At 70.5% G+C, this 25,115-nt stretch carries 22 protein-coding genes; 12 read left to right on the top strand and 10 right to left on the bottom strand.

Annotated features, from left to right (window positions below):
- Positions 1-16: 16 nt before the first annotated feature.
- The 3 genes from IT371_08780 (at position 17) to IT371_08770 (ending at position 2,383) form a co-directional block, all read left to right on the top strand.
- The gene (locus tag IT371_08780; protein MCC6747737.1) at positions 17-772 is read left to right on the top strand and encodes a hypothetical protein; all 756 of its coding nucleotides are present in this window, start codon (positions 17-19) and stop codon (positions 770-772) included.
- Between the two features lie 29 nt (positions 773-801).
- The gene (locus IT371_08775; GenBank protein ID MCC6747736.1) at positions 802-1,617 is read left to right on the top strand and encodes a hypothetical protein; all 816 of its coding nucleotides are present in this window, start codon (positions 802-804) and stop codon (positions 1,615-1,617) included.
- Between the two features lie 121 nt (positions 1,618-1,738).
- On the top strand, positions 1,739-2,383 hold the full coding sequence (locus IT371_08770; GenBank protein MCC6747735.1) for a hypothetical protein: 645 nt from the start codon (positions 1,739-1,741) through the stop codon (positions 2,381-2,383).
- Between the two features lie 16 nt (positions 2,384-2,399).
- On the opposite strand, the gene IT371_08765 is transcribed toward IT371_08770, so the two are convergent.
- The 3 genes from IT371_08765 to IT371_08755 form a co-directional block, all read right to left on the bottom strand.
- A complete protein-coding gene (locus IT371_08765) occupies positions 2,400-3,092 on the bottom strand; it encodes a hypothetical protein (GenBank protein MCC6747734.1) in 693 nt (230 codons plus the stop codon).
- 221 nt (positions 3,093-3,313) lie between these two features.
- A complete protein-coding gene (locus IT371_08760; GenBank protein MCC6747733.1) occupies positions 3,314-4,444 on the bottom strand; it encodes a phosphodiester glycosidase family protein in 1,131 nt (376 codons plus the stop codon).
- Between the two features lie 333 nt (positions 4,445-4,777).
- Complete coding sequence (locus IT371_08755; GenBank protein ID MCC6747732.1) at positions 4,778-5,440, bottom strand: hypothetical protein; 663 nt, start codon at positions 5,438-5,440, stop codon at positions 4,778-4,780.
- Between the two features lie 413 nt (positions 5,441-5,853).
- On the opposite strand from IT371_08755, the gene IT371_08750 reads away from it, so the two are divergent.
- Complete coding sequence (locus IT371_08750; protein MCC6747731.1) at positions 5,854-7,227, top strand: hypothetical protein; 1,374 nt, start codon at positions 5,854-5,856, stop codon at positions 7,225-7,227.
- 40 nt (positions 7,228-7,267) lie between these two features.
- Here the strand turns inward: IT371_08750 and IT371_08745 are convergent, their stop codons facing one another.
- The 4 genes from IT371_08745 to IT371_08730 all read right to left on the bottom strand — a co-directional run bounded on the left by IT371_08745 (position 7,268) and on the right by IT371_08730 (position 12,169).
- Positions 7,268-10,090, bottom strand: a complete 2,823-nt coding sequence (locus IT371_08745) for an OmcA/MtrC family decaheme c-type cytochrome (GenBank protein ID MCC6747730.1) — start codon at positions 10,088-10,090, stop codon at positions 7,268-7,270.
- A 71-nt stretch (positions 10,091-10,161) separates the two neighbouring features.
- The gene (locus tag IT371_08740) at positions 10,162-11,169 is read right to left on the bottom strand and encodes a hypothetical protein (protein ID MCC6747729.1); all 1,008 of its coding nucleotides are present in this window, start codon (positions 11,167-11,169) and stop codon (positions 10,162-10,164) included.
- Positions 11,166-11,816, bottom strand: coding sequence for a hypothetical protein (locus IT371_08735; GenBank protein MCC6747728.1), 651 nt, complete (start codon positions 11,814-11,816; stop codon positions 11,166-11,168). The genes IT371_08740 and IT371_08735 overlap by 4 nt, the downstream gene beginning before the upstream one ends.
- A complete protein-coding gene (locus IT371_08730) occupies positions 11,813-12,169 on the bottom strand; it encodes a hypothetical protein (protein MCC6747727.1) in 357 nt (118 codons plus the stop codon). Before IT371_08730 ends, IT371_08735 begins: the two co-directional genes overlap by 4 nt.
- A gap of 255 nt (positions 12,170-12,424) precedes the next feature.
- Here IT371_08730 and IT371_08725 point away from each other — a divergent pair, with 255 nt between their 5' ends.
- A complete protein-coding gene (locus IT371_08725; protein MCC6747726.1) occupies positions 12,425-12,886 on the top strand; it encodes a hypothetical protein in 462 nt (153 codons plus the stop codon).
- A gap of 7 nt (positions 12,887-12,893) precedes the next feature.
- On the opposite strand, the gene IT371_08720 is transcribed toward IT371_08725, so the two are convergent.
- Positions 12,894-13,925, bottom strand: coding sequence for a hypothetical protein (locus tag IT371_08720; GenBank protein MCC6747725.1), 1,032 nt, complete (start codon positions 13,923-13,925; stop codon positions 12,894-12,896).
- A 39-nt stretch (positions 13,926-13,964) separates the two neighbouring features.
- On the opposite strand from IT371_08720, the gene IT371_08715 reads away from it, so the two are divergent.
- Entirely contained in the window at positions 13,965-14,966 is a 1,002-nt protein-coding gene (locus tag IT371_08715; protein MCC6747724.1) for a ChaN family lipoprotein, read from the top strand.
- Positions 14,967-14,998: 32 nt separating this feature from the next.
- Here IT371_08715 and IT371_08710 read toward each other — a convergent pair whose 3' ends face one another.
- Complete coding sequence (locus IT371_08710; protein MCC6747723.1) at positions 14,999-15,901, bottom strand: LysR family transcriptional regulator; 903 nt, start codon at positions 15,899-15,901, stop codon at positions 14,999-15,001.
- Positions 15,902-16,009: 108 nt separating this feature from the next.
- Between IT371_08710 and IT371_08705 the strand changes: the two genes are divergently transcribed.
- The 6 genes from IT371_08705 to IT371_08680 all read left to right on the top strand — a co-directional run bounded on the left by IT371_08705 (position 16,010) and on the right by IT371_08680 (position 23,807).
- A complete protein-coding gene (locus tag IT371_08705) occupies positions 16,010-16,591 on the top strand; it encodes a YceI family protein (GenBank protein MCC6747722.1) in 582 nt (193 codons plus the stop codon).
- Positions 16,592-16,616: 25 nt separating this feature from the next.
- Positions 16,617-17,567 (top strand): hypothetical protein, encoded by a 951-nt coding sequence (locus IT371_08700; protein ID MCC6747721.1) that lies wholly within the window; start codon positions 16,617-16,619, stop codon positions 17,565-17,567.
- Positions 17,568-17,665: 98 nt separating this feature from the next.
- Entirely contained in the window at positions 17,666-18,457 is a 792-nt protein-coding gene (locus IT371_08695; GenBank protein MCC6747720.1) for a hypothetical protein, read from the top strand.
- A gap of 241 nt (positions 18,458-18,698) precedes the next feature.
- The gene (locus IT371_08690) at positions 18,699-20,864 is read left to right on the top strand and encodes a hypothetical protein (GenBank protein ID MCC6747719.1); all 2,166 of its coding nucleotides are present in this window, start codon (positions 18,699-18,701) and stop codon (positions 20,862-20,864) included.
- 128 nt (positions 20,865-20,992) lie between these two features.
- Entirely contained in the window at positions 20,993-22,444 is a 1,452-nt protein-coding gene (locus IT371_08685) for a HAMP domain-containing protein (protein ID MCC6747718.1), read from the top strand.
- Entirely contained in the window at positions 22,431-23,807 is a 1,377-nt protein-coding gene (locus tag IT371_08680; protein ID MCC6747717.1) for a sigma-54-dependent Fis family transcriptional regulator, read from the top strand. The genes IT371_08685 and IT371_08680 overlap by 14 nt, the downstream gene beginning before the upstream one ends.
- Positions 23,808-23,834: 27 nt before the next feature.
- Here the strand turns inward: IT371_08680 and IT371_08675 are convergent, their stop codons facing one another.
- Positions 23,835-24,962 (bottom strand): hypothetical protein, encoded by a 1,128-nt coding sequence (locus IT371_08675; protein MCC6747716.1) that lies wholly within the window; start codon positions 24,960-24,962, stop codon positions 23,835-23,837.
- Positions 24,963-25,115: the final 153 nt, after the last annotated feature.

Genomic DNA, 25,115 nt, shown 5'->3' with positions numbered 1-25,115 from the left:
CGACCAGGAGCACGACATGATCCGCTCGGCTTGCGTCCCGTCCATCTGCTATCTCGCGGCGCTGCTGCTGGCGAGCTGCGAAGGGACCATGCCGCGGCGCGAGGCCTCCGAGGCCGGCCTGGCAGCGGATGCGGGCGGCGCCGGCACGGACGACGCGGGCGGAGGAACCGGCGGAGGAGCGGGACCGGGCGGCTCCGGCCCGGGGGCCGTCGCTGACGGAGGCGGCGCTTTGCCGACGGGCGATGGGCGAAGCGCAACGGACGGGAGCGGCGCGCCGAGCGGCAAGAAAGACGCCCGCGCCTCCTCGGGGCGGCTGGACGGCGGCACCGGCGGCACCGGCGGCAACACCATCTCGGGGACCGTGAAGGGCAAGAGCTTCGCGTCGGTGGGGAGCGCCTCGTGGATCAACGTCACCCCCGACCCGACCGACCCGACCTCGCGCCCGACGCAGATCTACATCTCGGAGGCGGCGCTCAGCTGCGGCGCGATCAGCGTGCCCCTCTGGGACAAGGTCCCCGGGGTGACGCAGCTCCTGGAGGTGGTCCTCGCCAGTCCGAGCGTGAAGACCTTCACCATCGGCAAGGACGCGGACGCGAACTATCTCGCCGGCGCCACGAGCGCCTACAACCCCACCGCCACGGGTGGAAGCGTGACCGTCACCGCCGTGAACCCATCGCAGAACATCAAGGGCACCTTCGACCTGAACGTGGGCGGAGGCCGTCTGCAGGGGAGCTTCGACGCGCCGTTCTGCGCCACGGGGCTCGAACCGTGACGCGAGCGACTCACGATGAAGGAGCGTCGATGGCATTGCGCGGTCTGGTGAGCTGGATGGTGGTCGGCTTGGCAGGAGCGGCGGGACTCGGGTGCAGCCCCTCGAGCCCCGCCCCGGCGTCGGTCTCCGACGGGGGAGTGACGGGCCCCGCGCGGACCGACGCGGGCGGCGACCCGGCTACCGGGTGCGCGGCCGCGAAGCTGCCGGGGGCGCCGAGCTACGACCCGCTCATCGTGGCGGCGAACTTCTCGGCCACCATCGACAACCCGTACCTGCCGCTCACGCCGGGCACCGTCTTCTCGTGGCGCGAGACGACGGGCCAGACGGGCGAGATCACCGTCACCTCGGAGACCAGGACCATTCTCGGGGTGCCCTGCCGCGTGGTCCACGACGTGGCCCGGGCCGCCAACGGAGAGGTGATCGAGGATACCTGGGACTGGTACGCGCAGGACAAGGAGGGCAACGTCTGGTACTTCGGTGAGGACACCAAGGCCTTCCAGAATGGCAAGGCCATCTCCACGCTGGGCTCGTGGGAAGCCGGCGTGGATTGCGCCAAGGCCGGCATCGTGATGAAGGCCAGGCCACAGGTGGGCGACAGCTACCGCCAGGAGTACCGCGCCGGGATCGCCGAGGATCGCGCGGAGGTGGTGAGCCTCGACGAGCGCGTGACGGTGCCCTACGGGGCCTTCGAACACTGCCTGATGACGAAGGACTACACGGACCTCGAACCGGGCAAGTACGAGCATAAGTTCTATTGCGCCGGGGTGGGACAGGTCGCGGCCGAGGAGATCGTCGCCGTCAAGAAAGGGGACCGCGAGGAGCTGGTCTCGGTGGTGAAACCCTAGGCGGCGTTCCGACCGCGCTCGGCCTCGGTTTGACCCGGTCCACGCGCGGTGCTTCACTGAACCTATCACTCCGCGCAGCCACATAGCCCCGAGCCCGCCGCGACCACGGTGGTCCCTTGTGGTGCTGCTCTGGCTGGTGGGCTGCCCCGGCAGTACGGAGATCCTGCCGCCCCAGGCCTTCCCCGAGGCGAGCATCGCGTACGGCGACAGCCGCCCGCCGCGACCCGGCGACGATGCGCAGCCGGACGCGCCACACGATGGAACCGCCCTCGGAGACGGCGCCAGTCGGACCGACGGTGCGCCCGCCGACGGACGCCGCCCCGATGCGCGCGCCCGCGACGCGCGGCTCCCGGATGCCCGCCCCCCGGACACGCGGCCCGATCCCTGCGCTCCCGGCGCGCCCTGTACCGCGGGTCAAACGGAGGAAGGCGCTCCCCAGGGCTGCGGCCGGTGCGGAACGCAGCGCCCGAAGCGGCAATGCAGCGCGACCTGCACCTGGGGAGCCTGGGCGCCCGGCACCTGCGGTGGCGAAGGGCCCTGCGACCCCGGGGACACGAGGACGACCGGGTGCGACACCTGTGCGCGGAAGGTCTGCGGTCAGAATTGCCAGTGGGGGGGATGCACGCTCAAGCCCGGCGCGCAGTGCGAGTGGCGCGCGGGAGCCCACTTCCGCTGCTGCGCGGCCGACCGCTGGGAGTACTGCCTCCCCTCGTGCGTATGGAGCGGCAACTGCGCCTACTGCGGCTCGAACTGTCCCGAGTGCTGACGGCCCGTGTCTGTGTCTAGCGGGCCGCCTCGACGGTCGTTCCCGTCCAGCGCAGCGCGTCCACGCGCGGCCCCTCGAAGACGTGACCGCGCAGGGTCCCCCCAGCGCTCACGCGCGGCTCCTTTACGTTGACCCGCCACGGCCCGCCGCGCCCCATGGTGCTGAAGGTCGCGACGCTCTGGATCCCTCGCGGCAAGTTTCGATAGCAGGAAATGCTGGAGATGCTGCGCGGCCCGTCCACCCCGTGATCGAAGGCCACCGAGACGAAATCGAACGGCTGCCGTCCGAAGAGGCCGCCGCCCCCCTGCGGGCCCTTGAAGTCCACGTAGATCAACCCTCGCTCGAGCAGGCCGATGGAGAGCTCGGGACGCCAGCCGTTCCCGAGAGCCCGTTCGAACGCCCCGAGGGCCGGGCCCCGTCGGTCGTGACGGAAGTTGAACCCACGCTCGCCGGAGAGGAGCAGGTCTCCCGTCACTCCCGGCTGCCCCGGCTGCGGCAGGGTCACGAAACACGAATCGCGGCTTCCGTGGGTGTTCGCCGTGAGGCCGCTCTCGAGGAAGGGAGCCAGCACGGGATGCGCGCAGAGCTCTCGCAGGAGCCGCTGCACCTCATGAGGCGCCTGCTGCTCGTCGGCGCGGGCCACGCTCGCCCCACTCAAGGCCAGCAGTAACCCTGCCGCGCCAAACCAACCCCTCGGTCGACGTCGCATGACACGATCTCCTTTCACGCAGGGCTCCTCGGCCACGCCCGACCGGGCGGGACGGGGTCCCCTCGAGCCGCTCCACCTCGGCGGCGTGCCGTCCGACTTAGCAACTGCCAGACCAACGAGCGTTGCTTCCCCGCCCGGGCGCAAGCTGTGTGATTGCACGGCACTTGCGGCGTCCCCGCCCGCCTCGGGCAGGATTCCTCTGACCGATACCGAGAGGGTGGCTAGCCGCGCCGCGGACGCCGAATCGGCCGGAGGCGCCGGCAGACCAGCAAGACGCCCAGCCCCACGAGAAGCGCCAGACCGTCGATGCCGGCGTCGTCCGAGGAAGACATGCTGCAGCGCCCGCCGCGCGCTTCGTCAGCGTGGAGGCCGTCCGCCCTTCCCTGCACCTCGGCGTCGCCTCCCCGTAGGCCGTCCGCGGGGCCGGACGCGTCGAGCGCCCCTCGCGCGTCCGGAGCAGCCCCGTCCGCACCACCGTCGCCGAGGCCTCCTCCGTCGCGCGTCGCCCCCCCGTCGGGCACGTCGCTACAGCTCGCCGGAATCGCACCCGTCGACGCCGCCACGACCCCCAGGTGATAGGCCACGAGTCGCTCCTGCCCGTCCGTGGGCGAGTTCTTGAGGCCCCCGAGCGCCAGCACCCAGAGCTTGCTCGAGCCCCCGCCGTCCAGATTGACGGCGTCCCAGGCGCCGTACTCGAGCGCGACGTGGCCGACCGAGGCCGCCCCCACGACCGTGTAGCCCTGCGCTCCGACGGGGACGTTGCGCCCCTGCGTGACGAAGACGAACGCGTATCGGCGATCTCGCGACAGTCCGATCACCGTGCGCGGATGGCGCGCGAAGAGCCCCGCGTCGGTCGACGTGCTGCTCGCCGGCACCACGCCGCCACGCACCGCCCACTCGGAGCCCGTGAAGACGTCGGTGAAGCAGCGCGGTGCCGGCCCGTGGAGCAGGTTCAGCGAGTCGAAGGCATCCGCCAGCCCGTCCTGCCGCCGAAATCCTAGACTCGCCGTGAAGGTGGGCGGCTGATACCAGCGCACGGCGTTCTGCGCCACCACGCCCGCCCCGACGAGCAGCCCCACGGGAGGCCCCTTGGCGGCATCCACGTAGAAGTTGGAGTTCGCCACGGCGAGCGCCGAGGTGGCCTTGGCGAACGCGGCCGCCGAACGCTGTAGCACCTTCGACGGATCGGTCTGCACGATCCGCAGCCGCGCGAGGTCGACGCGGAGGACGTGCACGGGACCTCCCTTGAACTTCCCGGGGAGCACCTCGTAGTCGAGGCCGGGAACCACGGGAGCCGCGAACGCGGAGCGCGCGACCAGGACCAACACGAGAAGTAGCGGGAGACGATGCACCGGAGCCGACCCCCTTGCACGAGGACCCTTCGCCGCCGCGCAGAGGGAGCTCGAGCCTCCCTGTGCGCGGCGGATTCACGAGAAGCAGGGCACGTGCCACCGGGCGCACGTCGAACCTCGCGCACCTACGCGCCATCGCAACCGCCTGTCCGCGGCCTTCGACCACGCCGGTCGCCACCTCGCAACGATCCAAGCTAGCCGCGCCCGCGGAGAGGGGTCGGGTGGACCGGGAAGGTTGTCCTCCCCGGTCCACCACGGCGTCGGCCCCCACGACGAGTTGTTTTCGGAGCTCCATCACGCGGCCCGCGCACTCGCCCGCCGTCCTCTCGAAGCTCAGCGTCCTGGGACTCCGTCTGTGCGCAGCCGCCCTCGAAGCTTCCAGCCCGTCTGCAGGAGCCAGGTTCGTGGCTCGCCGACCGTAGGCTCTCCCGAGGGCGGCACCGGCGCGACGTCCTTCCAGCCGCCCACGAGATAAAGCGCCGAGGAGCACGGATCGAGCTCACGCCTGGGCACCCACTTGCCGCGCTCTGCGCAGTGTTTCCGTCGGTTCTGGAGCACATAGGCGACGGCGTGCCTGGTCTCGCTCGGCGTCTTCAAGATGCGCTGGTGGTAGCGGTCGGCGAAGACCCGGCCGTGGCGCCCGAGACGGTCGTTGAGTCGCCGGGCGAGGCGAATCGCCAGGCCCCTGAGCCCCTTCATGAGCACGTCCCGGTCTTTGGCCTCGGTGATGAGGTGCAGGTGGTTCTTCTCGATCGAGTAGTGCGCGAGATTGAGCCCGTGGCGGCCGAGTGCCGCCCGAAATGCGCCCTCGATCACCCGGAGCTGCGGCTTCGCGCGCAGGTTCGGGAGGTCTGACACGACCTTCATCGTCACGTGCACCGGAAACCGGCTCGCGAGCAGCGGTCGCGTCCGGTGCGGCAGTCCACTCCCCGGCTGCTTCTTACGCCCCGCGCCCTCGCGCTTCCCGCCCCACCCCGTCGCCTCCCGCAGTGGCAACGGGAGCTGCTTCGCAGAACCCGCCGGAACACGCGTGCCCGCAGACCTGTCACTACCCGAGGAGGATTTGCGTTTGCGTGCCGTCATGAATAGGGCCAATACTATTCGAACGCGGGTCTGGCGTCAAGGATGTCTGTGGTTGCACACACCAACAACAAAACCAAAACAACAGCCCCCACACGCGACCCCCCTCCCGCCGCACCGATCCACCCCGGCCGTCCGCAAGCGCCCACCGCCGCTCGCGCTCTCGCTCACCCCCCGCGCGTCGGCCCAACGCGCGCTTGCACGACGTCGCCCACTCCTCCCTGGCCAGTGTCACCATCTCCCCCGGCACCCTTGACCGACGGTCTGCGATCACACCTCCACGGGCCGGCCCGCTACCGGTCCCCCCGCCGTGCCGCTAGAATGACGCCATGCGCAGCCTGCTTCCCTGGGTCCTCGCCGCCGCCTCGGCCTGTCATACGGTGGCACCGTACGCGAACACGGACGCGAGCGGTCCTCGTGACGCAGCCGCGGACCGGGGCACCGTGCTCGACGGCACGGGGGACCGCGGGCCTCGCGACGCGGGCGACCTGGGGAGCCTTCCCGATGGCCGGCCTCGCGACGGGGCCACCGACCTCGTCCTTGCGCGCGACGCCCAGCCCCTGTGCGCACCGGGCTGCACCCTCGGCTGCACCTCGACGGGGAGCTGCCTCGCCGTGAGCAACGTGACCGCAGCGCAGCTCAGCGCCGTCTCGAGCTGCGGGGACCTGCGCCTCGACGCGCCGGCCCTCCTCGACACCACGACCTGCGAAGCAAAGCAGCTCACCGGCCCCTGCGGCGGCACGCACGGCAAGCTGCGCCTCGTGCAGAGCGGCGGCGGCCAGCCGGCCTGTCTCTGGGTCCTGCGCACCCTGACCGTGGACTCGCAGCTCAACGTGCGCGGCACGGCACCCCTCATCATCGTCGCCGACCGGGTCGAGATCACCTCGGGGAACGGCATCGACCTCACGGCCTCGCAGAGCACCGCCGGGGCCGGCGGCTACGCGGCGGGACTCGGGCCCGCGAGCGGCACGAGCTGCGGCTGCAGCATCGCCGCGAGCGATGACTGCGGAGGGGGTGGCGGCGGAAACGGTACGGCAGGGGGCTCCGGAGGGGCCGACATCAGTGCATGCGCCACCCCACCAACGGGAGGCGGAACCATCGCGAATCCGTTCTCGCCGCTCGTCGGTGGGAGCGGCGGCGCCTCCGGCGGAAACATCCACGCCACGGCCACGGCCGGCACAGGCGGCGGTGGGGGCGGCGCGATCCAGCTCAGCGCCCGCGAACGCCTGCGCCTGGACGGAAAGATCGTGGCTACCGGCGGCGGCGGCGGCGGGGCCACGGCCAACGACAGCTCCGCCGGAGGGGGCGGAGGCGGCGCGGGAGGCACGATCCTCCTCGAGAGCTTCGACGTCTCCGGCTCCGGGTGCCTCACCACCAAGGGGGGCGCCGGCGGCGGTGGAGTGCACGCCGATGCGGGTGACACCGAGTCGAGTCAGGCCGGCGAGGATGGTCCCGTGAACTGCAACGCGGACGCGGCCTCGGGAGGCAAGGGAGTGCGAGGCACGACGGGCGCCGTCACCGACGGAGGCGACGGGGCCACGCTCCTTCAGGACGGAGTCTCCGCTCTCGGCGTGGTCGCTCCGAGGGTGGGCGGCGCGGGGGCCGGTGGGGGCGGAGGGGGCATGGGGCAGGTCGGGCTGCGCTGCCCGAGCTGCGGGTCGATCAGCCTGAAGGTCGCGGGACGTCTCGTCCGCCTCCCCTGAGCCCGAGGAGGCGGACGGAGGTGGGACTACGCGTCGCGGGTTACCGCTGGTGCACGAGGCCGATGGCCCCGATGCGACCCGGGCCGTGGCACATCATGCACTGCTCGGTGTTCCCGGCCGCGAGGACCTGAGACCGCGGGGCGTAGAAGCTGCCACCGTGGGTCGTCATGTGCGTCCGCGCCACGGGGCTATCGTGGCAGGCCGAGCAGACACCCGTGAGCTGCGACATGACCAGGGTCGTGCCGGCGGCCTGCGTCGCGAGGCCGGTGGCTCCGGCGAAGGAGAAGCCCGCGCCGTAGTCCTTCAGGTTGTCCGCCACCACGTACGGTGCCAGCGTGTAGTAGGTGGAGTTCACGAGCGGGTCACTGTTGTACTTGCCCGTGGCCGTCGTGATGACCGTCCGGTTGGCCAGCGCCGTGAGGTTCGCCGACGCCGTCAGGTCGTAGGTGTTCGCCACGTGACAGACCTTGCAGTCGTTGAGCGGGCTCGGGAACTCGATCTCCCCGTAGCCGGGCCCCTTCTTGGTCGCGTGCCAGGTGAAGTGCTGCGTGCGCTTGCGGCCCGCGTGCACCGCGTGGATGAAGTACTCGGAGCCCGCCGACCACCCGGAGCTGGCGCGGTTCGGGGTGTGGCAGAAGGAGCACGTCGGACCGTCGTTACGCTGCCCGGCGTGGAAGGAGGGCGCCACACCGAGGGTTCCGTGGCAGTTCTTGCACTTCGCGTTGTCTACGATCGCGCGGCGGCCGGTGAAGCCCGTGGCCACCTTCCAGACGTTCGGCGGCGGCACGACGAGCCCGCCCTGCTTCTTGTCGGCCGTGTACGGATAGGCCGGAAGGTCGATCTGCGTGAGCGGCAGCGCCGTGCTGATGTTGTAGCTGTAGCCGAGGCCACCGGTCAGCATCGTGGCCTTCTCGGGGAGCTGCACGCCGGTGAGCTTGATCGTGTAGTAGCCGCTCGCGTCCGGGCCCGTGATGGTCCCGGCGGCGGTGCCGGTCGCGGTGCCGTTCCAGATGTTCTTGATGTAGCCGCTGGCCGAGGCGTTGAAATCGGCCGGCTTCTCGATGCCGTCCTGCGGCACGGCGAAGGCGAAGTAGACGCTCGGCGAACCCACGAAGCCCGCCATGAGCTCGGTGGTGGTGCCCGCCGCGTAGGTCTGGAAGACCACGTCCTTGCCGTCCTTCTTCAGCTTGAAGGTGATGGCGAGGCGCTTGTTGGGCTTGATGGTGTCGTCCGCCACCGCGTCCACGCTCTTCACGTCGTAGGTGATCACCGCCGCGCCCTTGGGCACGAAGCCCGTCGCCGCCACGTACGCGGCGTTGGTGTTGTTGCTACCGCCCGTCACGATCAGCCCGTTCTTGGGATCCGGCGGGATGACCGGCTCGTGCTTCGCCAGCACGGAGTCCGCCTTGTGGCAGCCGGCGCAGCCCGTGTCGTCCGCCTGGGCACCGCCCACGTGCTTGCACGGGACGGGCAGGCCGTTCGCGTCCACCGTCACCGGGTTGGTACAGGCCGGCTTCGTCGAGGCAGCGAAGTCCACGTAGTCGTGGCACGACCCGCAGGAAGCGATCGTCGGCCGGGTCTGGGCCTGGGCCCCCTGCGCCGCGCCCTTGTGGCAGGCGTCGCAGTTCCGGATGTCCTGCGGATAGGTCGCCGCGATGCCGTCGAAGATATTCGCCGGCTGCAGGTGCTCGCCGCGGTGAATCCGGTGCACGAAGGTGGCGGAGTTCGCCGCCGGGTTCGACTTCCGGTCCGGGTTGTGGCAGACGTTGCAGAAGAGCGCGTTGATCCGGCCACCGCCGTGGAAGGCGTTGCTGGTCGTCGTCTCCGGCTTGAACTTGCTGTGGCACTTGATGCAGCCGTCGTTCGAGACGATCTCGCGCGACAGCGGCGTGCCCTTCCCGCTCGGGATGAAGTAGTAGTCCTGGTTCGCCGCGAAGAAGGTGTTCGCGTTGGTCGGGAAGACGAGGTCAGTCTGGCGCGAGGCCTGGATCCAGACCACGTGCGTCTCGTCCAGCTTCGTCGCATCGTAGGCCACTTTCCGCGGCCCGGGCTCCGTGTCCGTGCTGGGGAAGGTATAGGTGTAGTCGCCGGCGCCGACGCCGTTCTCCTTGATCGTTCCGGCCGTCGTGGCCGTGGCGCTCGGAGCGTAGGCCGTGGGGTTCGGCGTGGGGTTGGTCGCCGAGTTGCTCTTGGTGTAGACGTTCAGGGGCAGGACGTTTCCGTCCTTGTCCTTGGTGAACCAGGCCAGCGCGAAGCGCGGCGCGATAGGCGTGTTCACCGAGAAGTTGCCGGCCATGTCCACCGGGAAGCCGCGATCGTCCTTGAGCAGGAAGCGCACCGTGATCGGGTCGCCCGCCTTGGTACTGACGGACTTGACCTCGATCTTCAGCCCCGTGCTGGGCGAGGTGATGCCCGTCGGCCCGGAGGCCGCGGCGCCGTTGCAGACGTAGGTCGTCTGCGCGGCCACGATCTCCGTCGGCTCGAGCGTGCCGTTGCCGTCGGCGTCCACGCCGGTCTCGATCTTGATGCCACCACCCGCGCAGTTCGTGCCCGCGGGCTCGGCGCTGGTCTTCACGAGCGCGCTCTTGCCTGCCGCCGTCCCGTTACAGACGTACGAGGTGGCGGCGGCCGTCACCTCTCCATCTTCTAGCGTGCCGTTGGCGTTGGCGTCGAGACCCACCTCGACCTTGATTCCCCCTCCGGGGCAGGTCTTGCTCGCCGGCTCGGTGGTGGTCCGGACCAAGGCGTTTCCACCCGGAGGACCTGCCTTTCCTTCCGAACCCGCCGGCCCCTCGCACCCCGTGAACAATAGCGCGACGCTCGATAGCGCCGCGCCCACCATCCAGCTTGATTTGCGGCTCATGTCGTTCCTCCTGGGAATCTGCAGTCAGGCTAGACCCCGAGGAGAATCGCGACGTGACATGAGGCCGGTGCCTACTTGACGTAGGTCAATTTTGCCCCCAGGTAATGGAACGCGGCGAGCTGATCCAGGCGATGCAACACGAAGTGCTCGGCCAGGTGCTGCGTCAGACCGTCGTAAACCACCACCGGGTAACGCACCCCTTGCGGATCGTAGGGGCTGACGATCCACTCGCCGGGGGACCCTACGAGCGGGATCCCGGTGACCTCCTGGCTGCGCACGACGCGCCCCGAAGGGCAGTGAAGCTCCGTGAATACCACCCCCGTGCGATCTCGCTTCACGAGGTGCGCGAAGAAGGTGTGCCCCTTCTCGTGCTCTTCGCCGTAATGCGCTCGCATCCGCGCGCCATCCGTCCCCGCGTAGGCCTGCTCGAGGACCCAGGAGGCCACCTGCAGCCGCGCCTGCGCGAGAGCCTGCGCGAGAGCCTGCCTCGCCACCTGCCCCAGGTTCCAGATCCGCACCTCGGGGCCCCCGAGGAACGTCCCTCGCACGACGCGCTCGGCGAGTAGCCGGCTGCCGCGTCGGAGGCGCAAGCGCAGCGTCGCGGTTCCGTGCGGCAAGAAGTTGCGCGTGTCGACGAAGCTCCCTCCGCCGAGGGTGGCCATCCCCTCCTCGTCCTGGTACTGCGCCGCGACGAGGTGCAAGAGCTCTGTCTCCAGGCTCAGCTCGCCGCGCGCGGGCGAGACCTCGGCGAAGAGCCCCGTCGACCGCAGGTGGAGCAGCAGGCTCTGGTGCAGCTCGGGGAGCAGCGTCGGCAGGAAGTGCCCCGGCCCGGTCAGGTGCGTTCCACGGCTCGCGCTCACGAAGGTGAGGCCGAGGAAGACGAAGTACTTCACGCGCGGACGATCCCCGTCGCGCTCGAGCTGCGGGCGAAGGTCCACGGGCGGCCGCACGTACAGGCTCGGCGGTCGCCCGACCGATGGCAGGCGCAGCGGCGCCGGAGCCGCGATGAGCATCGAATAGGGCTGCGTGCACGCGGCGAGGCCGAGCACGAGCAACGCGGCGGCAGTGCGGAACATCATGGCGCGCCTCCGATCGCCACACGAAAGGCCCGATCCCCGAGGAGCCCCGCCGAAACGGCCTGTCCGAGCCGCCGGAAGGGATCGTGGGCCCACGCGCTGCGAAACGCGACGCGGGGCCTTCCCCGCCAGAGCAGCTCGCCGCTCTCCCCCCGCAGCAGGCGCAGGTCGAGCTCCGCGATCAGCACGTCCCCACCGTGTACCTGCCGCGCGAGCCCGAAGGACTCGATGCTCCCCCGAAGCACGAGCAGGCCCGGCGGATACGGCGGCGATGGGAAGGGCGCGGGGGCGCCAGAGTCCAGGTACTCCTTCACCACGCGTGCTCCGCGCTCTCGCAGCCCCGCGTGCAGCTCGTCGAGCACCTTCGGCGCGAGCGCCCAGTAATAGAAGGTGCGGAGGAGCGGCGAGACCCGGTACTCCTCCTCGTTGTATTGGCCCCCCACGGGCTGCACGGTGTGGTCCTCGAGCGCTCCGAGCACGAGGAGCCGGGGCATGGCCGGCGCACGCACGGCGGAGTCCACGAAGGTCGGTACCTGCTCGAGGACGAAGTCCGGCTGCCCGTAGGGGCGCGCCGGAGTGGCGCAGGCCAGCGCCGTCGCGGCGCCGAGGATCCCGAGGCTCACGCGCAAGGCCGCTAAGCGCGCGGTCATAGCGGCGCCTCGCCGAGGGGCCGAAACGGCGCCAGCAGGAGCTCCTTGCGCGATCGAAGCAGCTCGTCGGAGCCCGGGTAAGGGGGCACCGGTTCGCCGGCGCGCTGGGGGACGCGCACCCCCGTGTACCCGCTGCTCGCCTGCGTGAGCGTGGTGGTCGTCGTGAACGCTCTGCCGCCGGAATGCGAGGTGCTGCTGCTCGTGGTGCTGCGCACGACGTGCCGGCGAAAGCCCGCCGCCACGAAGTACCAGTCCCGTCCCTCGGGGACCGGCGCCTCCGAAACGGGGGTGGTGCAGGCCCCGACCCCGAGCAACGCCGCCGCCGCCACGCCTCGTGTCCACGCTCGAACCATCGGCTTCCTCCCCGACGAACGTCGCCGCGAGCTGCATCTTTAGAGCCCGGCCATAGCCTGGTCAATGCGCACCCTGACAAGCTTGTCGCGTCTACGCCCCCGAGCCGCGAGGCCACGGCAGGGCTGTCACGCCATTTCCGCCCTTTGGCCGACGCAGTGGGACGGCACGTAGCTTGCCCTGTCAGTCTTCGGCCGCTACGGTCCGTGCCGTCCGAGCCACGGCCCTCGACCACCGAGCCGACAAAGGAGCCCTCCATGCGCCACCCCGTCTTCGCCCTGCTCGCCGCCCTGGCCACCGCGAACCTGACCATCGTGCCCGCCGCGACGGCCCGCGCCGAGCCCGCCATACCCGTCCACCCCACGACGGGGCTCGACCCGCAGCGCAGGCTCCTCGCGCTGCAGCAGCTCGACGATCAGATCGCCGACGCCCGCAGCCTGAAGCTGGGCGGCATGCTGCTCACCTTCCTCGGCATCGTGGCCACGGCGACCGGCGCCGGCCTGATGCCCGCCGCCTACGAGCATTCCAGCCAGAAGGCCTTTCAAGGCGCCGCGTGGGCCACCCTGATGGTGGGGCTCGCCTCCCTGCCGGTAGGTCTTCCGTTCTGGGTCATGGGGAGCAAGCGCGAGAAGGAGTACCGCGACCTGAAGACCCGCGTCATCCTGAGCGTGTCCCCGGGGCGCGAACGGCAGATCGTGCAAGTGGGATTCGCGTTCTAGAACGAAACTACTCGGCCCAGATCGAGGTCCCCTCGCCCCCCCAGCGGGCATAGAAATCCTGCAGCTGCGACCGCGTCAGCTCGAGCGGCCCGAGCTTCGAGAGCGGATCGGCCACGAGGTACTTCCCCGACGCGCGCAGCGCCAGGACCAGGATCGAGTGGCGCCCGTCGAAGGTGTACGCGTAGCCGGCCGTCGCGAACGCCTTCTGGTAGGCCGTGGAGGAGCCGCCTCCGCCATCGCCGGGCGTGCCCACGAGCACCACCAGCCGCCCCTTGCCGAGCTGCGCCTCGAGTCCCCCTTTGGCCATCGCCACGTACTTGAGGCCGAGCTTCTCCACGCCCGTGCGCACCTGGTCGAGCGTCGCCCCCCCGGAGTCGGAGGCCTTGCCCATCAGCTTGCGCACGCGGTCGATGCTCTCCTCCACGTCCAGGTCGGGCGGCTCCTTGCCGAGCGCCTTGACCGCGATGGCGAGGCTTGTGGGGGCACAGTTGCCGCTCGTGGAGGGCCCCGTCGGATTCCACACGCTGTGGAAGACCTGCCGCTTGAAGAAGGCCTTTGGATGCGCCAGCGCGACCTCGCGCATCTTCGTCCCGAGCGCGACGCCGACCAGGCGCGAGGTGGGCATCCAGCCCGTCTTGGTGAGGAACTTCACCTTCAGATAGCCGCCCGTCGCCGCAGCGTTCGCGTCCGCCGGCGCGACGATCGACCCCCGGAGCACGCTCCTCACCGTCGCTGCGTCGGCGCGCGCCTCGGAGCGCATCGGCGTGTCCCAGAGCACGAGGTACGAGGCGGGTCGGGCTGCGGCGTCGGCCCCGGCGCCACGTCCATCCAGAGACCCATCGCCGGCACCCTCGGGAAGCTCTCCCGCGTCGAGTCCCACGGAAGACCCGCCATCGGGTTCGAGCGGCGGATCCTCGGTGGCGAGGCTCTCGATCGGAGTCGATCCGGCGCACCCCCCGAACGATGCCAGGACCAGGACGAGCAGCAGAGCAAGACCTGGGACCCTTTCGGACTGCGTCCAGCGCCACATCTCCTTCACGATAACACCGTTGCGGCCCAGTTCGGCTACGCTTCCGCCATGCCTCACGCCTCCCTTCGCACGGTCCTCTTGATCTCCGTCGCTCTGCTGCTCGGGGCCCCGGCCTGCCGCTCGCCGCGCGGAGTGCGCTCGCCGCCAGCGGCCTCCGTCAGCCCGCCGCGGAATGAGCCTCGCATCTTCGACGTGCGCGCCCGCCGCTTCGTGGACGAACGCACGCTCCTCGCCGCGCTGGCGAAGGCCCGCTTCGTCCTGCTCGGCGAGCGGCACGATCACCCCGAGCACCACCGGCTGCAGGCGCGCATCCTGGCCGGCCTCGTCGCGAGCGGTCGCCGGCCATCGGTGGGCTGGGAGATGATCGAGGAGGAACGAGGCGACGCGCTGCGGGCGTACCTGCAGCGGCCCGACGCGTCGGCCCAGGGCCTCGGCCCCGCGCTCTCCTGGGAGCGTTCGGGCTGGCCCCCGTGGGGGATCTATCGACCGATCGCCGAGGTGGCGTTCGCCGCCCACCTGCCCCTCTTCGCGGCGGGCATGAGTCGCACCGCGCTGATGCGCCTGCACACCGCGGGGCCGCCGCCCGACGCCCTCCCCGCCTCGCAGCCGCACGCGGCGACCGACCTGCTCGGTCCCGAAGCGCGCGCCGAGCTGGCCGTCGAGATCAAGGAGGCCCACTGCGGACACGCGAGCGAGCGCCTCGTCCGGATGATGACGGCCATGCAGGCGGCGCGCGACCGGCACCTGGCCGAGCGGCTTCTCGCCCACGCCACCTCCCACGGCGCGGTCCTCATCGCCGGCAACGGGCACGTGCGGCGCGACCGGGGCGTCCCGCTACACCTCGCGCACCTGGGCCGCCGGCAGGCCACGGCCATCGCGGTGGGTATTCTCGAGGTGGACGCGCTGCCGGCCAGCTCCGATACGCGCCTCGAGCCGCTCCTTCAGCTCGCGCGCCCGTTCGACTTCGTCTGGTTCACCACGCGCCTCGACCGCGAGGATCCGTGCGTGAAGTTCAAGCGCGCGCTGGAGCGCATGAAGCGGCATCGGTAAGCGCCCGACGGCCGGCCCAGCACCAACCCTCGTCACGTCGCGGGCAGCAGCGTCGCCACCTGCTGCGCGTAGAAATCCACGAAGAGGCGCACCTTGGTCGGCAGGTGCTCCCGATGCGGGTAGACCAGGTAGAGCGCCGAGGGCTTCAGCTCGTACTCCTCGAGGAGCGGGCGCAGCCGGCGCGCACGCAGCTCGTCCGCCAGATAGAAGCTCGGCATGGCCGTAATCCCCGCCCCCGCCATCAGCGCCTCCCAGCCGGCGAGCCCCCCGTTCGTGGTGAAGCGCCCGTTCACGCGCACCGTCACGCGCCGCCCGTCGCGGTGGAAGACGAGGCGGCGCGGCGACGGGAGCAGGCTATAGATGAGCCAGTCGTGGCCCGCGAGGTCCTGGGGTTCCTTCGGCGTGCCCCGCCGCTTCAGGTACCCCGGCGTGGCGCAGACCACGTAGCGAATGGGCGCCACCTTGCGGGCCACCAGGCTGACGTCGGCCGTGAGCCCGATGCGGATCCCGACGTCGATCCCCTCCTCCACCAGGTTCAGGTAGTGGTCGTCGAGCAGGACGTCCACCTTCACCTCGGGATAGCGCGCCATGAACGCGAGGAGGGGCGGAACGATCAGCCGATGACCGATCACCGGGCCGGTCACGCGCAGCGTGCCCGTCGGCCGACTCTGGAGCTGGCGCACCGACTCGTCCGCCGCCCGCGCCTCGGCCAGAATGCGCGCGCAGGCCTCGTAGTAGCCGGCGCCCGCCTCGGTCAGGCGAAGCGTCCGCGTCGTGCGATGCAGGAGCCGCACGCCGAGCTGCGTCTCGAGCAGCGCGACCTGCCGGCTCACGGCGGATCGGGTGAGGCCCAGCTTCCGGGCCGCCTCGGAGAAGCCCCGGAGCTCCACCACCGTGCCGAAGATCCCCATGCGGCGAAGCTGGTCGATGGCCATTGTTGCGTTTCCTGCAACAGTCTTGTCCTGCCTCGAACCATTGTCAATGAGGCCTGTCGCCCGCATGGTTAGGGCAGGCAGAATCCAACCGACCAGGGAGCCAGGACCATGAGAACGCATCGAACCTCTCGCGCCACCCTCCTCACCGCGTGCGCCGCCGGCCTTCTCGCCACGCAGGCCCACGCCGCCGACAGCTATCAGCTCGACCCGTCGCACACGACGGTGCTCTTCCGCGCCACGCACTTCGACATCGGGGTGGTCTACGGCATGTTCCGGAACGTCACCGGCAAGTTCAGCCTCGACGAGAAGAAGCCGGCGGAGAGCTCGGTGACGATCGAGGTGGACGCCGACAGCGTCTACACCAACGAGAAGAAGCGCGACACGCACCTCAAGAGCCCCGACTTCCTGAACGTGAAGGTGAATCCGAAGATCACCTTCACCAGCACGAAGGTGAAGAAGGCGGGCAAGGGCTACGCCGTCACGGGTGACCTCGTGCTGGCGGGCGTGACCAAGTCCGTGACGGTCAAGCTGACCAAGCTCGGCCAGGGCAAGGACCCCTGGGGCAAGGAGCGCCTCGCCTTCGAGGGCACCTTCTCGGTCAAGCTGAGCGACTTCAAGGTCAAGGGGGTGCCCAAGGTGGTGGGGGACACGATCACGCTCACGCTCGCCACCGAGGGGATCAAGCAGTAGCCCCCCATCACGCGCGGAGGTCGCCATGCTCGGCCAGGCCTTTCTCGCGAGCGTCGTCGTTCCGGCCGTCGTCGCGGTTCTGGCCCTGCTCCTCGCCTGGCAGCCCTTCCGGCGCGACGAGAGGCCCCGCGGCGGGTGGGGCCTCCCGGCGGGCCTGGGCCTAGCCTATCTCGGCGCGAGCTACCTGGCCGGCGGCGGCCTGCTGGGTAGCTCGCCGAATCACCGCCTCGCGCTCGTCGTCGCGGCCGGCTCGGCCGTGGGGGTGCTCGAGGCGCTGGCGCCGACGCTCCCGCGGCTCGTGACCTGGGCGCTGCGTGTCGGCGGAAGCGCCGGGGCAGCCTGGTTTCTCCTCGTGCCGCTCGCCGCGCCGCAGAACTGGAGCAGAACGCACTTCGGCCTGTGGGTCGGCGCCGTCGCAGCGGCCATGCTGTTCGTCTGGCTGGTGGTCGCTCACCGCGCCTCGCGCGAGCCCGGAGGCTCTCTCGGCGCGGGGCTTCTGCTCCTCGGCGGCGTGGGGAGCGCGAGCGTGCTCCTCTCCGGCCTCACCTCCACCGCCCAGCTCCTCGGAGCTATCGCGACGGTGCTCGGGGTCGGGATGGTCGGTGCCTGGCGCTTTACCGCCCCCGAGACGCCACGGCTGCGCGGGATCGCCCCCGGCTTCGCTCTCGGTTTCGTCGGACACCTGGCCGTGGCGCTCGGGTACGGGGAGCTCCCCGCGGGCAGCTTCGCCCTCCTCGCGGTGGCTCCAGCCGCGCTGCTCGTGGGCGGACTCGCCGCGCCCAGACGCCTGCCGGTCGTCGTCGCGCTCGCCCTGCGGCTCGTCCTCGTAGCCGCTCCTGCCGGGTCCGCCGCGGGCCTGGCCGCGCTCCACTACTTCGGCGCGTCGGTGACCACCCCCGACGCCGGCGAGCCGAAGGGGAAGGCGCGCCCCGACCCGAGGAACCCGGACTACGACCCCGACTACGGCTACGAGTAGCCACGCGCGGCGCGCGATTCCACGACCGCAATTCCACGAACCCGTGGCCGGCGGATTGCCCGACCCGGTATACTGCGCGTCTCTCTACGGAGGCGCAGGTGAACCGCCGATCGACTCTCGCTCTCGCCGCACTCTTCGCGCTCGCATCCGTCGGGGCGGGCTGCACGAAGGACCAGGACCGCCCGGACGCCTCGGGCATCGCCTGGGACGCGCTCGGTCCCTCCTCGGACCTGGGCCCACGGCTGGACGGCCCCGGACGCGACGACGGCCGACGCGATCAGGGGACTCGCGATGCCGGTCGCCGGGATCTCGCGACGGGCGACGGCGGCGGGGTGAACAAGGCCAAGGACTGCGCCTCCACCTTCGGTGCCGTCCTGACCAACGCCTTCGGACGGCTGGACGGGACCGTGCTGGCCATCGTCACGCCCAGCGACCGCCAGTGCGCGCAGGTCAACTCGGACCATCTCATCCTGCAGGTCAAGATGAACGGTGCCGCCTACCGGATGGTGGTGAACGTGCGCTCCGACTGGGTCGGGGTCAGTCCCGACGTCCGCCTGCGCGAGCTCGGCGCCCCGCTGGTCGGCCCGGCCTGGTCCGAGGGCTGGCACACGGGGATCGCGCTCGACTACGCCACCACGCTGAACGTGCACAGCACCTCGGGGTTTTCGCCCTACGCGATGAACGCACTGATCCAGGAGCTCTCGAGCCGCATCACGCTCGGCGAGAAGGTCTCCGTCTACGCCCGGAGCTCGGGCGGCACGAAGGCCGACAGCGCCCACCTCATCCATCGAAACAAGGCCGGGGACAACGCGGACGGGGCCATCGTGCTCGGCGCCGCCACGGGCAGCCCGCGCTTCCTGCTCCTCCACTTCGAGAACCAGACCTTCTGAGACCGGGCCCTCCCTCCCGGGGGTGTTGCGCGGATCCGTGCAGTCCCCGGGCAAAGGCTGCGCGGATCCGTGCGCCCCGGCCCTCGAAGTAACCCGCTAACTGGGGACAACCACAGGACTTGATGGTATCGTGCGCGCGGTGATCACGTGGCACGGCGGTTGCTCTGAAAGCCCGCTAGGAGCCTCGCCCGGTGGTCGCGGGGAACACGCACGTAGCCGATTGAACAGCGGAGGAGACGCCATGAGTTCGTGGACGCGACTAGCAGCGGTGATGTTGATCGGGGTGCTTGCCGGAACCGGCTGCGAAGGGCCATCCGGCAAAGACGGCCTGAACGGCACGAACGGCGTCGACGGCAAGGACGGCGTGGTCGGCAAGGACGGCGTGGCCGGCAAGGACGCGGTCGCCTGCTGGGACACCAACGCGAACGCCACGTGCGACGCGGCCACCGAGGACCGGAACGGTGACAAGAAGTGCGACGTCCTGGATTGCCAGGGCGCGGCCGGCCTCACCGGCCTGCCGCTCGAGGCCGCGGGCATCGTGGGCGTGGTAACCGACACCACCCGCCAGCCGGTGCAGGGGGTGAAGGTTTACCTGGTGCCAGCCACGGACATCCCAACGGCGGCCTTGACGCTCGGCTCCGACATCGCCGCGGTGCGGGCGGACCCGAACGACGAGCCGCTCGAGGACACCATCGCCGCCAAGGGGGCCGGCTACACGCAGGCCACCACGAGCGCCGACGGCGTGTACCGCATCCCCTCTGTCCCGGCGGGCAAGTACTTCGTCGTGGCCCTGCCGGACGCCACCGACACGGGGCACCTGCCAGGCGGCAGCCTCTGCCGCAAGGCGCAAGAGCAGAAGGACCTGGTCGGCAAGCAGTGGAACATCCAGATCTCCACCAAGCCGAGCGCGAAGGCCAAGTACGTGGGACCGTCCGTCTGTCTGACCTGCCACGGCGTGGTGCACGAGCTGTCTACGCTGCACATGCTCGGCCTGCGCAAGGTCGGCGTGACCGGCCCGCTGCAGGACAGCAGCCGCTTCCCGGACTGGAACAGGGCCCTCGCGACCAAGTTCACCGTCGCCGGAACCTGGCTCTACTTCTACGGCTACGGCGGCACGGGCACGCCGGCCGCACCCAACTTCAAGGTGTCGGAGAAAGATCCGGGCACGGGGATCAGTTTCAAGGCGCGGCTCTATTCGAACGGCGCGGGCAAGTACTTCGTGGACCTCGTCAACGTGAAGGACCCCACCCAGCCGATGGCCACCTACGAGGTGGAGATGACCTACGGCGGCGGCATCTATAAACAGCGCTACCTGGCCAAGCTCCCCGACGGCAGCCGCTACGTGCTCCCGATCCAGTTCAACTTCGAGGGGCAGGCCACCGAGACGGGGACCCCCGCCTCGCGCTGGGTCTGGCAGCACTACAACGCGCAGAACTGGTACGACGAGGCCAAGACCACGGCCCAGCTCAAGACGCCGGCCAAGACCAAGTCCTTCGACAACAACTGCGCCGGCTGCCACTTCTCGGGCTTCAAGCTGACGGGTGACGCCACGGCCGGCTTCAAGGCCCACGGCGTACCGGACCCGAAGGGCGAGATGGACTACGACGGGGACGGCAAGCCCGAGGCGATCAACATCTCCTGCGAGAACTGCCACGGCCCCGGTTCCGAGCACTGGGCCAAGGCCGGCGGGGCGAAGGCCATCGTGAGCCCGCGCCTGCTCACCCCGGAGCGCGAGGTGGCCATCTGCGGGCAGTGCCACACCCGGGCCCTCGGCATCGGCGGCGCCAACACCGAGACGCCGATGAACGCCGACGGCATGATGATGCACGCCGGAACCAGCCGAAAGGACTTCCTCACCAACTACGTCTCGAAGATCGACGACGGCCTCTGGGACGCGACGAAGGGGGACGGCAAGCAGTCGGTGAAGCACCATCAGCAGGCCTCGGACTTCATGAAGACCAAGAAATACCGCAACCAGAAGCAGCTCCTGGCCTGCTCGTCCTGCCACGATCCGCACGGCGTCACCGAAGAGCCCCATCAGCTCGACGGCAAGCTCGACAGCGTGAGCGCCGGCAAGGGGCAGTGCCTGAGCTGCCACGACGCCACGTTCACCGCGGGCGCCACGGTCGGCGAGCGCATGCAGGCCCACTGGGCGAGCTACAAGGTCTCCAACACGGCCATGGGCGACATCAGGTGCACCGACTGTCACATGCCGCTCACGGCCAAGTCCGGGGCCGGACGGGCGCAGGCCGCCATCGCGGGCGTGACCTACTACTCCGGTGACATCAGCTCCCACCTCTTCCAGGTGCCGCTCCGCACGGCGATCAAGCCGGAGGGCAAGGGAGCCGAGATGATGCCGATCCCCTACACGAACAAGTGCGGGACCTGCCACACGACCGCGCCGTAGCTCGCCTGCCCAAGGGCCGCGGATGGAGGTGAGCCCATGGAGCCCCGAAGTGCTAGCCTGCACGACGTGACGTCGGCACCGCTCGGACCTCGGGCCCAGTGAAGAGGAGCTCACATGGCGTCGGGTGGGTGCGCCGCAGCCTGATCCTGAAGGTTCTGCTCCCCACCATCGCCGTCGTGCTCGCGCTCAGCTTCGCCTCCACCGCGGTCCTCGGACGCCTCTTCACCGGCATCCACGAACAGGACGCCGCCCGGCGCGCCACACGCTTCACCGGCGTGGTGCAGGAGGCCCTGCGGACCGGCACGAAGCACGGTCACCTCGACGTCGTGCCGCTGCTCAAACGCCTGTGCGGGGCGGCCGACAAGTCGGCCTTCGTGACCACTCCCGACGGGCGCGTGACCCTGGCCTGCGACGACCGGCTGCGCGGCACCTCCGCGAACTATCGCGTGGCCTCCGCCCAGACGGTCTTCTACGGCGGCCGGCACTGGGCCCGTCGCGTCCGGGCCGTCGTGACCGAGCCCTCGTGCGCCCGGTGCCATGCCGACAAGGGGCCGCTCGGGTACGTGGGGGTGGACATCCCCATCGAGGAGGCCGAGGAGGAGGTCCGCGAGCAACAGCGGCTGAACCTCGCCGTGGGAGGGATCCTGGCCGCGGTCCTCTCGCTGCTCCTCGTGGGCGTGCACCTGCTGCTCGTCCACCGCCCGATCAAGCGCCTCGAGTCGGCCGTCGGCCGCATCCGCAAGGGGGACCTCGCGGTGCGCTTGCCGCGTTCGCAGCCCGACGAGCTCGGTCGGCTCGGCCAGAGCCTGAACGACATGGCCGCCAGTCTGCAGAGCGCGACCACCGAGCTGGACCGCAAGCACCGCGCGGAGCTGGCCCAATCCGAGAAGCTGGCGGCGCTCGGTCAGCTCCTCACCTCGGTGGCCCACGAGATCAAGAACCAGCTGGCCGGGATCATCGGCGCGCTGAAGGTGGTCGAACGGGAGGCCGCGGCGGAAGACCCCAACAAGCCCATCCTGGGTAAGATCCTGGCCCAGATGGAGCGCATGAGTCAGACGGCCGTGAGCGCCCTCGACTTCGCGCGGCCCCTCAAGCCCGCCGTGACGTCGGTGGAGGTCACCGAGCTCCTCGATCACGCCCTCTTCTTCATCGAGCGCAAGGCCGCCGAGCAGAAGATCGAGCTGCGCAAGCGCTACGCCACGGGCCTCCCGCGGGCGCGCGTCGACGAGGAGTTGATGAAGCAGGTCTTCTTGAACGTCCTTCTGAACGGGGTGCAGGCCATGCCACGGGGCGGCGCGCTCGAGATCGAGGTGAAGAGCGCCACCCCGCAGGTCGTCGAGGTGGTCATCTCCGACCAGGGGCTCGGGATCCTGCCCGAGAACAAGGAGCGCATCTTCTCGCCCTTCTTTTCGACCAAGGCCCATGGCACGGGCCTCGGGCTCTACGTCGCGCGCCAGATCGTCGAGACCCAGCGGGGGGAGATCCAGGTCGAGAGCCGCCCCGGGCAGGGGACCTCCTTCACCATCCGGCTGCCCACGGACGGCGGCAGCGAAGAGGAAGGTGTGCATGCCGCGAGCTAGCGCGCGAGTGCTGGTGGTCGACGACGAGGAGCTCATCCGCTGGTCGCTGGAGAAGGACCTGGCGCGCGAGGGCTACACGGTGGCCACCGCCGGCACGGCCACGGAGGCGCTCCGCCTGCACGAGGGCGACCCGGCCGACGTGGTGCTCCTCGACATCAATCTTCCCGACGGGAGCGGCGTGGCGCGCATCCCCGAGTTCCACGCGGTCCGCGAGGACACGGTGATCATCATGATCACCTCCACCACCGCGCTCGAGACCGCGGTCGAGTCCGTGCGCCAGGGGGCGTGGGACTACGTGACCAAGCCCTTCGACTTCGCCAAGCTCCACAACAGCGTGGCCAAGGCGGTGGAGCGGGTCCTCCTGCGGCAGGAGAACCGGGCTCTCCGCTCGCGAGACCGCACCACCACGGCGCCGGCCATCGTGGCCCAATCGGCGGCGATGCAGCAGGCGCTCGCCCTCGCCTCGCGGGTCATGCGCAGCGACCCGGCGACGGTGCTCCTGCAGGGAGAGAGCGGCGTCGGCAAGGATCTCCTCGCACGCCACATCCACCAGGGCAGCGTGCGCGCGGAGCGGCTCTTCCTCGACATCAACTGCGCAGCGCTCCCCGAAGCCCTGCTCGAGAGCGAGCTCTTCGGCCACGAACGAGGGGCCTTCACCGACGCCAAGGCGGCCAAGCAGGGGCTCTTCGAGCTGGCCGCCGGCGGAACGGTCTACCTGGACGAGATCGCCGATGCGCCGCTCGCGGTGCAGGCCAAGCTGCTGAAGGTGCTCGAGCAACGCACCTTCCGGCGCGTGGGCGGCGTGCGAGACCTGGCGGCCGACCTTCGCATCATCGCGGCCACCAATCGCGACCTGCAGCGGGCGATTGAGGCCCGCACGTTGCGCGAGGACCTCTACTACCGGCTGAAGGTCTTTCCGATCGTGATCCCTCCCCTGCGCGAGCGACGGGAGGACATCTTGCCGCTGGCCCGGCAGTTCATGACGGACTACCGCGGGAGCTTTCGCAAGCGCGTGCGGGAGCTCGAGCCCGAGGCGGAGCGGCGACTCCTGGCCTACGCCTGGCCCGGCAACGCCCGCGAGCTGCGCAACGTGATCGAGCGAGCGATGATCCTCGCCGACGACGACGCGCCGCTCGGCGTGGACCTCCTGCCGGCCGAGATCGGTGAGGCGCGCACGGCCGAGGACGTCGCTACCGAGCCGGCCGGGCCTCTGGCCCAGCACGAGGCCCGCCTGATCCGCGAGGCGCTCGCCTCGTCGGGTGGCAACCAGAGCCGCGCTGCGGCGCAGCTCGGCATCAGTCGCGGCGCGCTGGCCCGCCGGATGCGGCGGCTCGGGATCGCGGTGGGAGAGGACGAGGGGTGAGGAGGGGCCGTCGCCAGACCAGCCGCGCTAGCGGCCGCCGGTGACGGTGTGGAGGAGCGCCCCCGAGTTGCCGAGCGTGCTCGCGCAGCCGGCCAGGCCGAACGTATCGCTCACCATGAACAGGGCCTGCACGAAGCAGCTTCGCTCGGTCGGCTGGCGGCTGAAGCGCGCGCCCCCGTCGTCGGAGTGCAGGATCGTGCCCTCGGTGCCACCGATCCAGATCTTGTCCGCCGTCGAGCCGAGGCTCACCGCCGCGAAGTCCACCGCGCTCGTCACCGCGAGGGAGGTCAGGCTCGCGCCGTGGTCCCGGCTCAGCAGGACCGTCCCCGCGTCACCCACCGCCACGCACCGGCCGTCGCGACAGGCCACGTCGTGCAGGTTGGCCTTCGTGCCGCTCGCCTGCTCGGTCCAGCTCGCACCACCGTCGGCCGAGGTCAGGACCAGGCCTTCGTTCCCCACGGCCACGAAGGTGCGCAGCGTCGCATCCGTCGCGGCCAGACCGCTCAGCTGGTGCTGGGCTCCGCGCTCCCACCGGTTGAAGAGCTCGCTCCACTCCTCGCCGCGTGCCCCCCAGATGATGGCGGAGTTGTCACCCAGGCCACCCACGAGGAGCACGCTGGTCTCGGTGGCGAGTACCTCGTGGATGCGATCGAGCTGGGTGAGCGTGCGGTTCGGATAGACCGCGACGGTGTTGAAGCGCACGACCCAGGACTGCCCCGCGTCGCGGCTCTCCCAGAGCGACGCCCCGCCCCCCTCCGTGTCCTGACCCGCGACGTAGACCCGCGTGGCGCTGACGGCGAAGACGCTGCGGAGCCGGCCGCTGCTCGGGAAGGGCACGCGCACGGCCGAGCTCCCGCCGTCCGTCGTGTGGAGCACCTCGCCCTGGTTGCCCACCGCCCAGCCCTCCTGCTCGGTCACGAAGTGGATGGCAAAGGTGCCGGAGACCTCGCCCGCCATGACGCCCCCCGTTCCGGCCGGCGCCGCCAGGGCCCCACCGCTCTCTGCGACCACGCGCCAGCCACCCTCCGGGGCGCGGAACACATGCTGCCGGGCCTCCATGGGGTGGTCCTGTGTAGGGTCACACGCCACGGTCAGGCCGCACACCCCGAGCAGCGCGCTCAAGAAGGTCCCCTTCTTCGACGATGAGGTCATCATGGCTCGACTCCTTTTCCCGCTCCGTGAGGAGCACGACCTCGGGAAAGAGCACGAGCGGTGCCAAGGTCTCGGCGGTATCCTGGAGCTCGCAGCTCGGCGAAAGAAGGAGAGAAGCCCCGTGACACCCCACCCAGGGACCGGCGCATGGGCCTG

The organism is Deltaproteobacteria bacterium (genome assembly GCA_020848905.1).
In the GTDB taxonomy this organism is placed as follows: domain Bacteria; phylum Myxococcota_A; class Polyangia.
The sequence above is the reverse complement of the archived record's forward strand: the minus strand, read 5'-3'. Positions and strand labels throughout refer to the sequence as shown.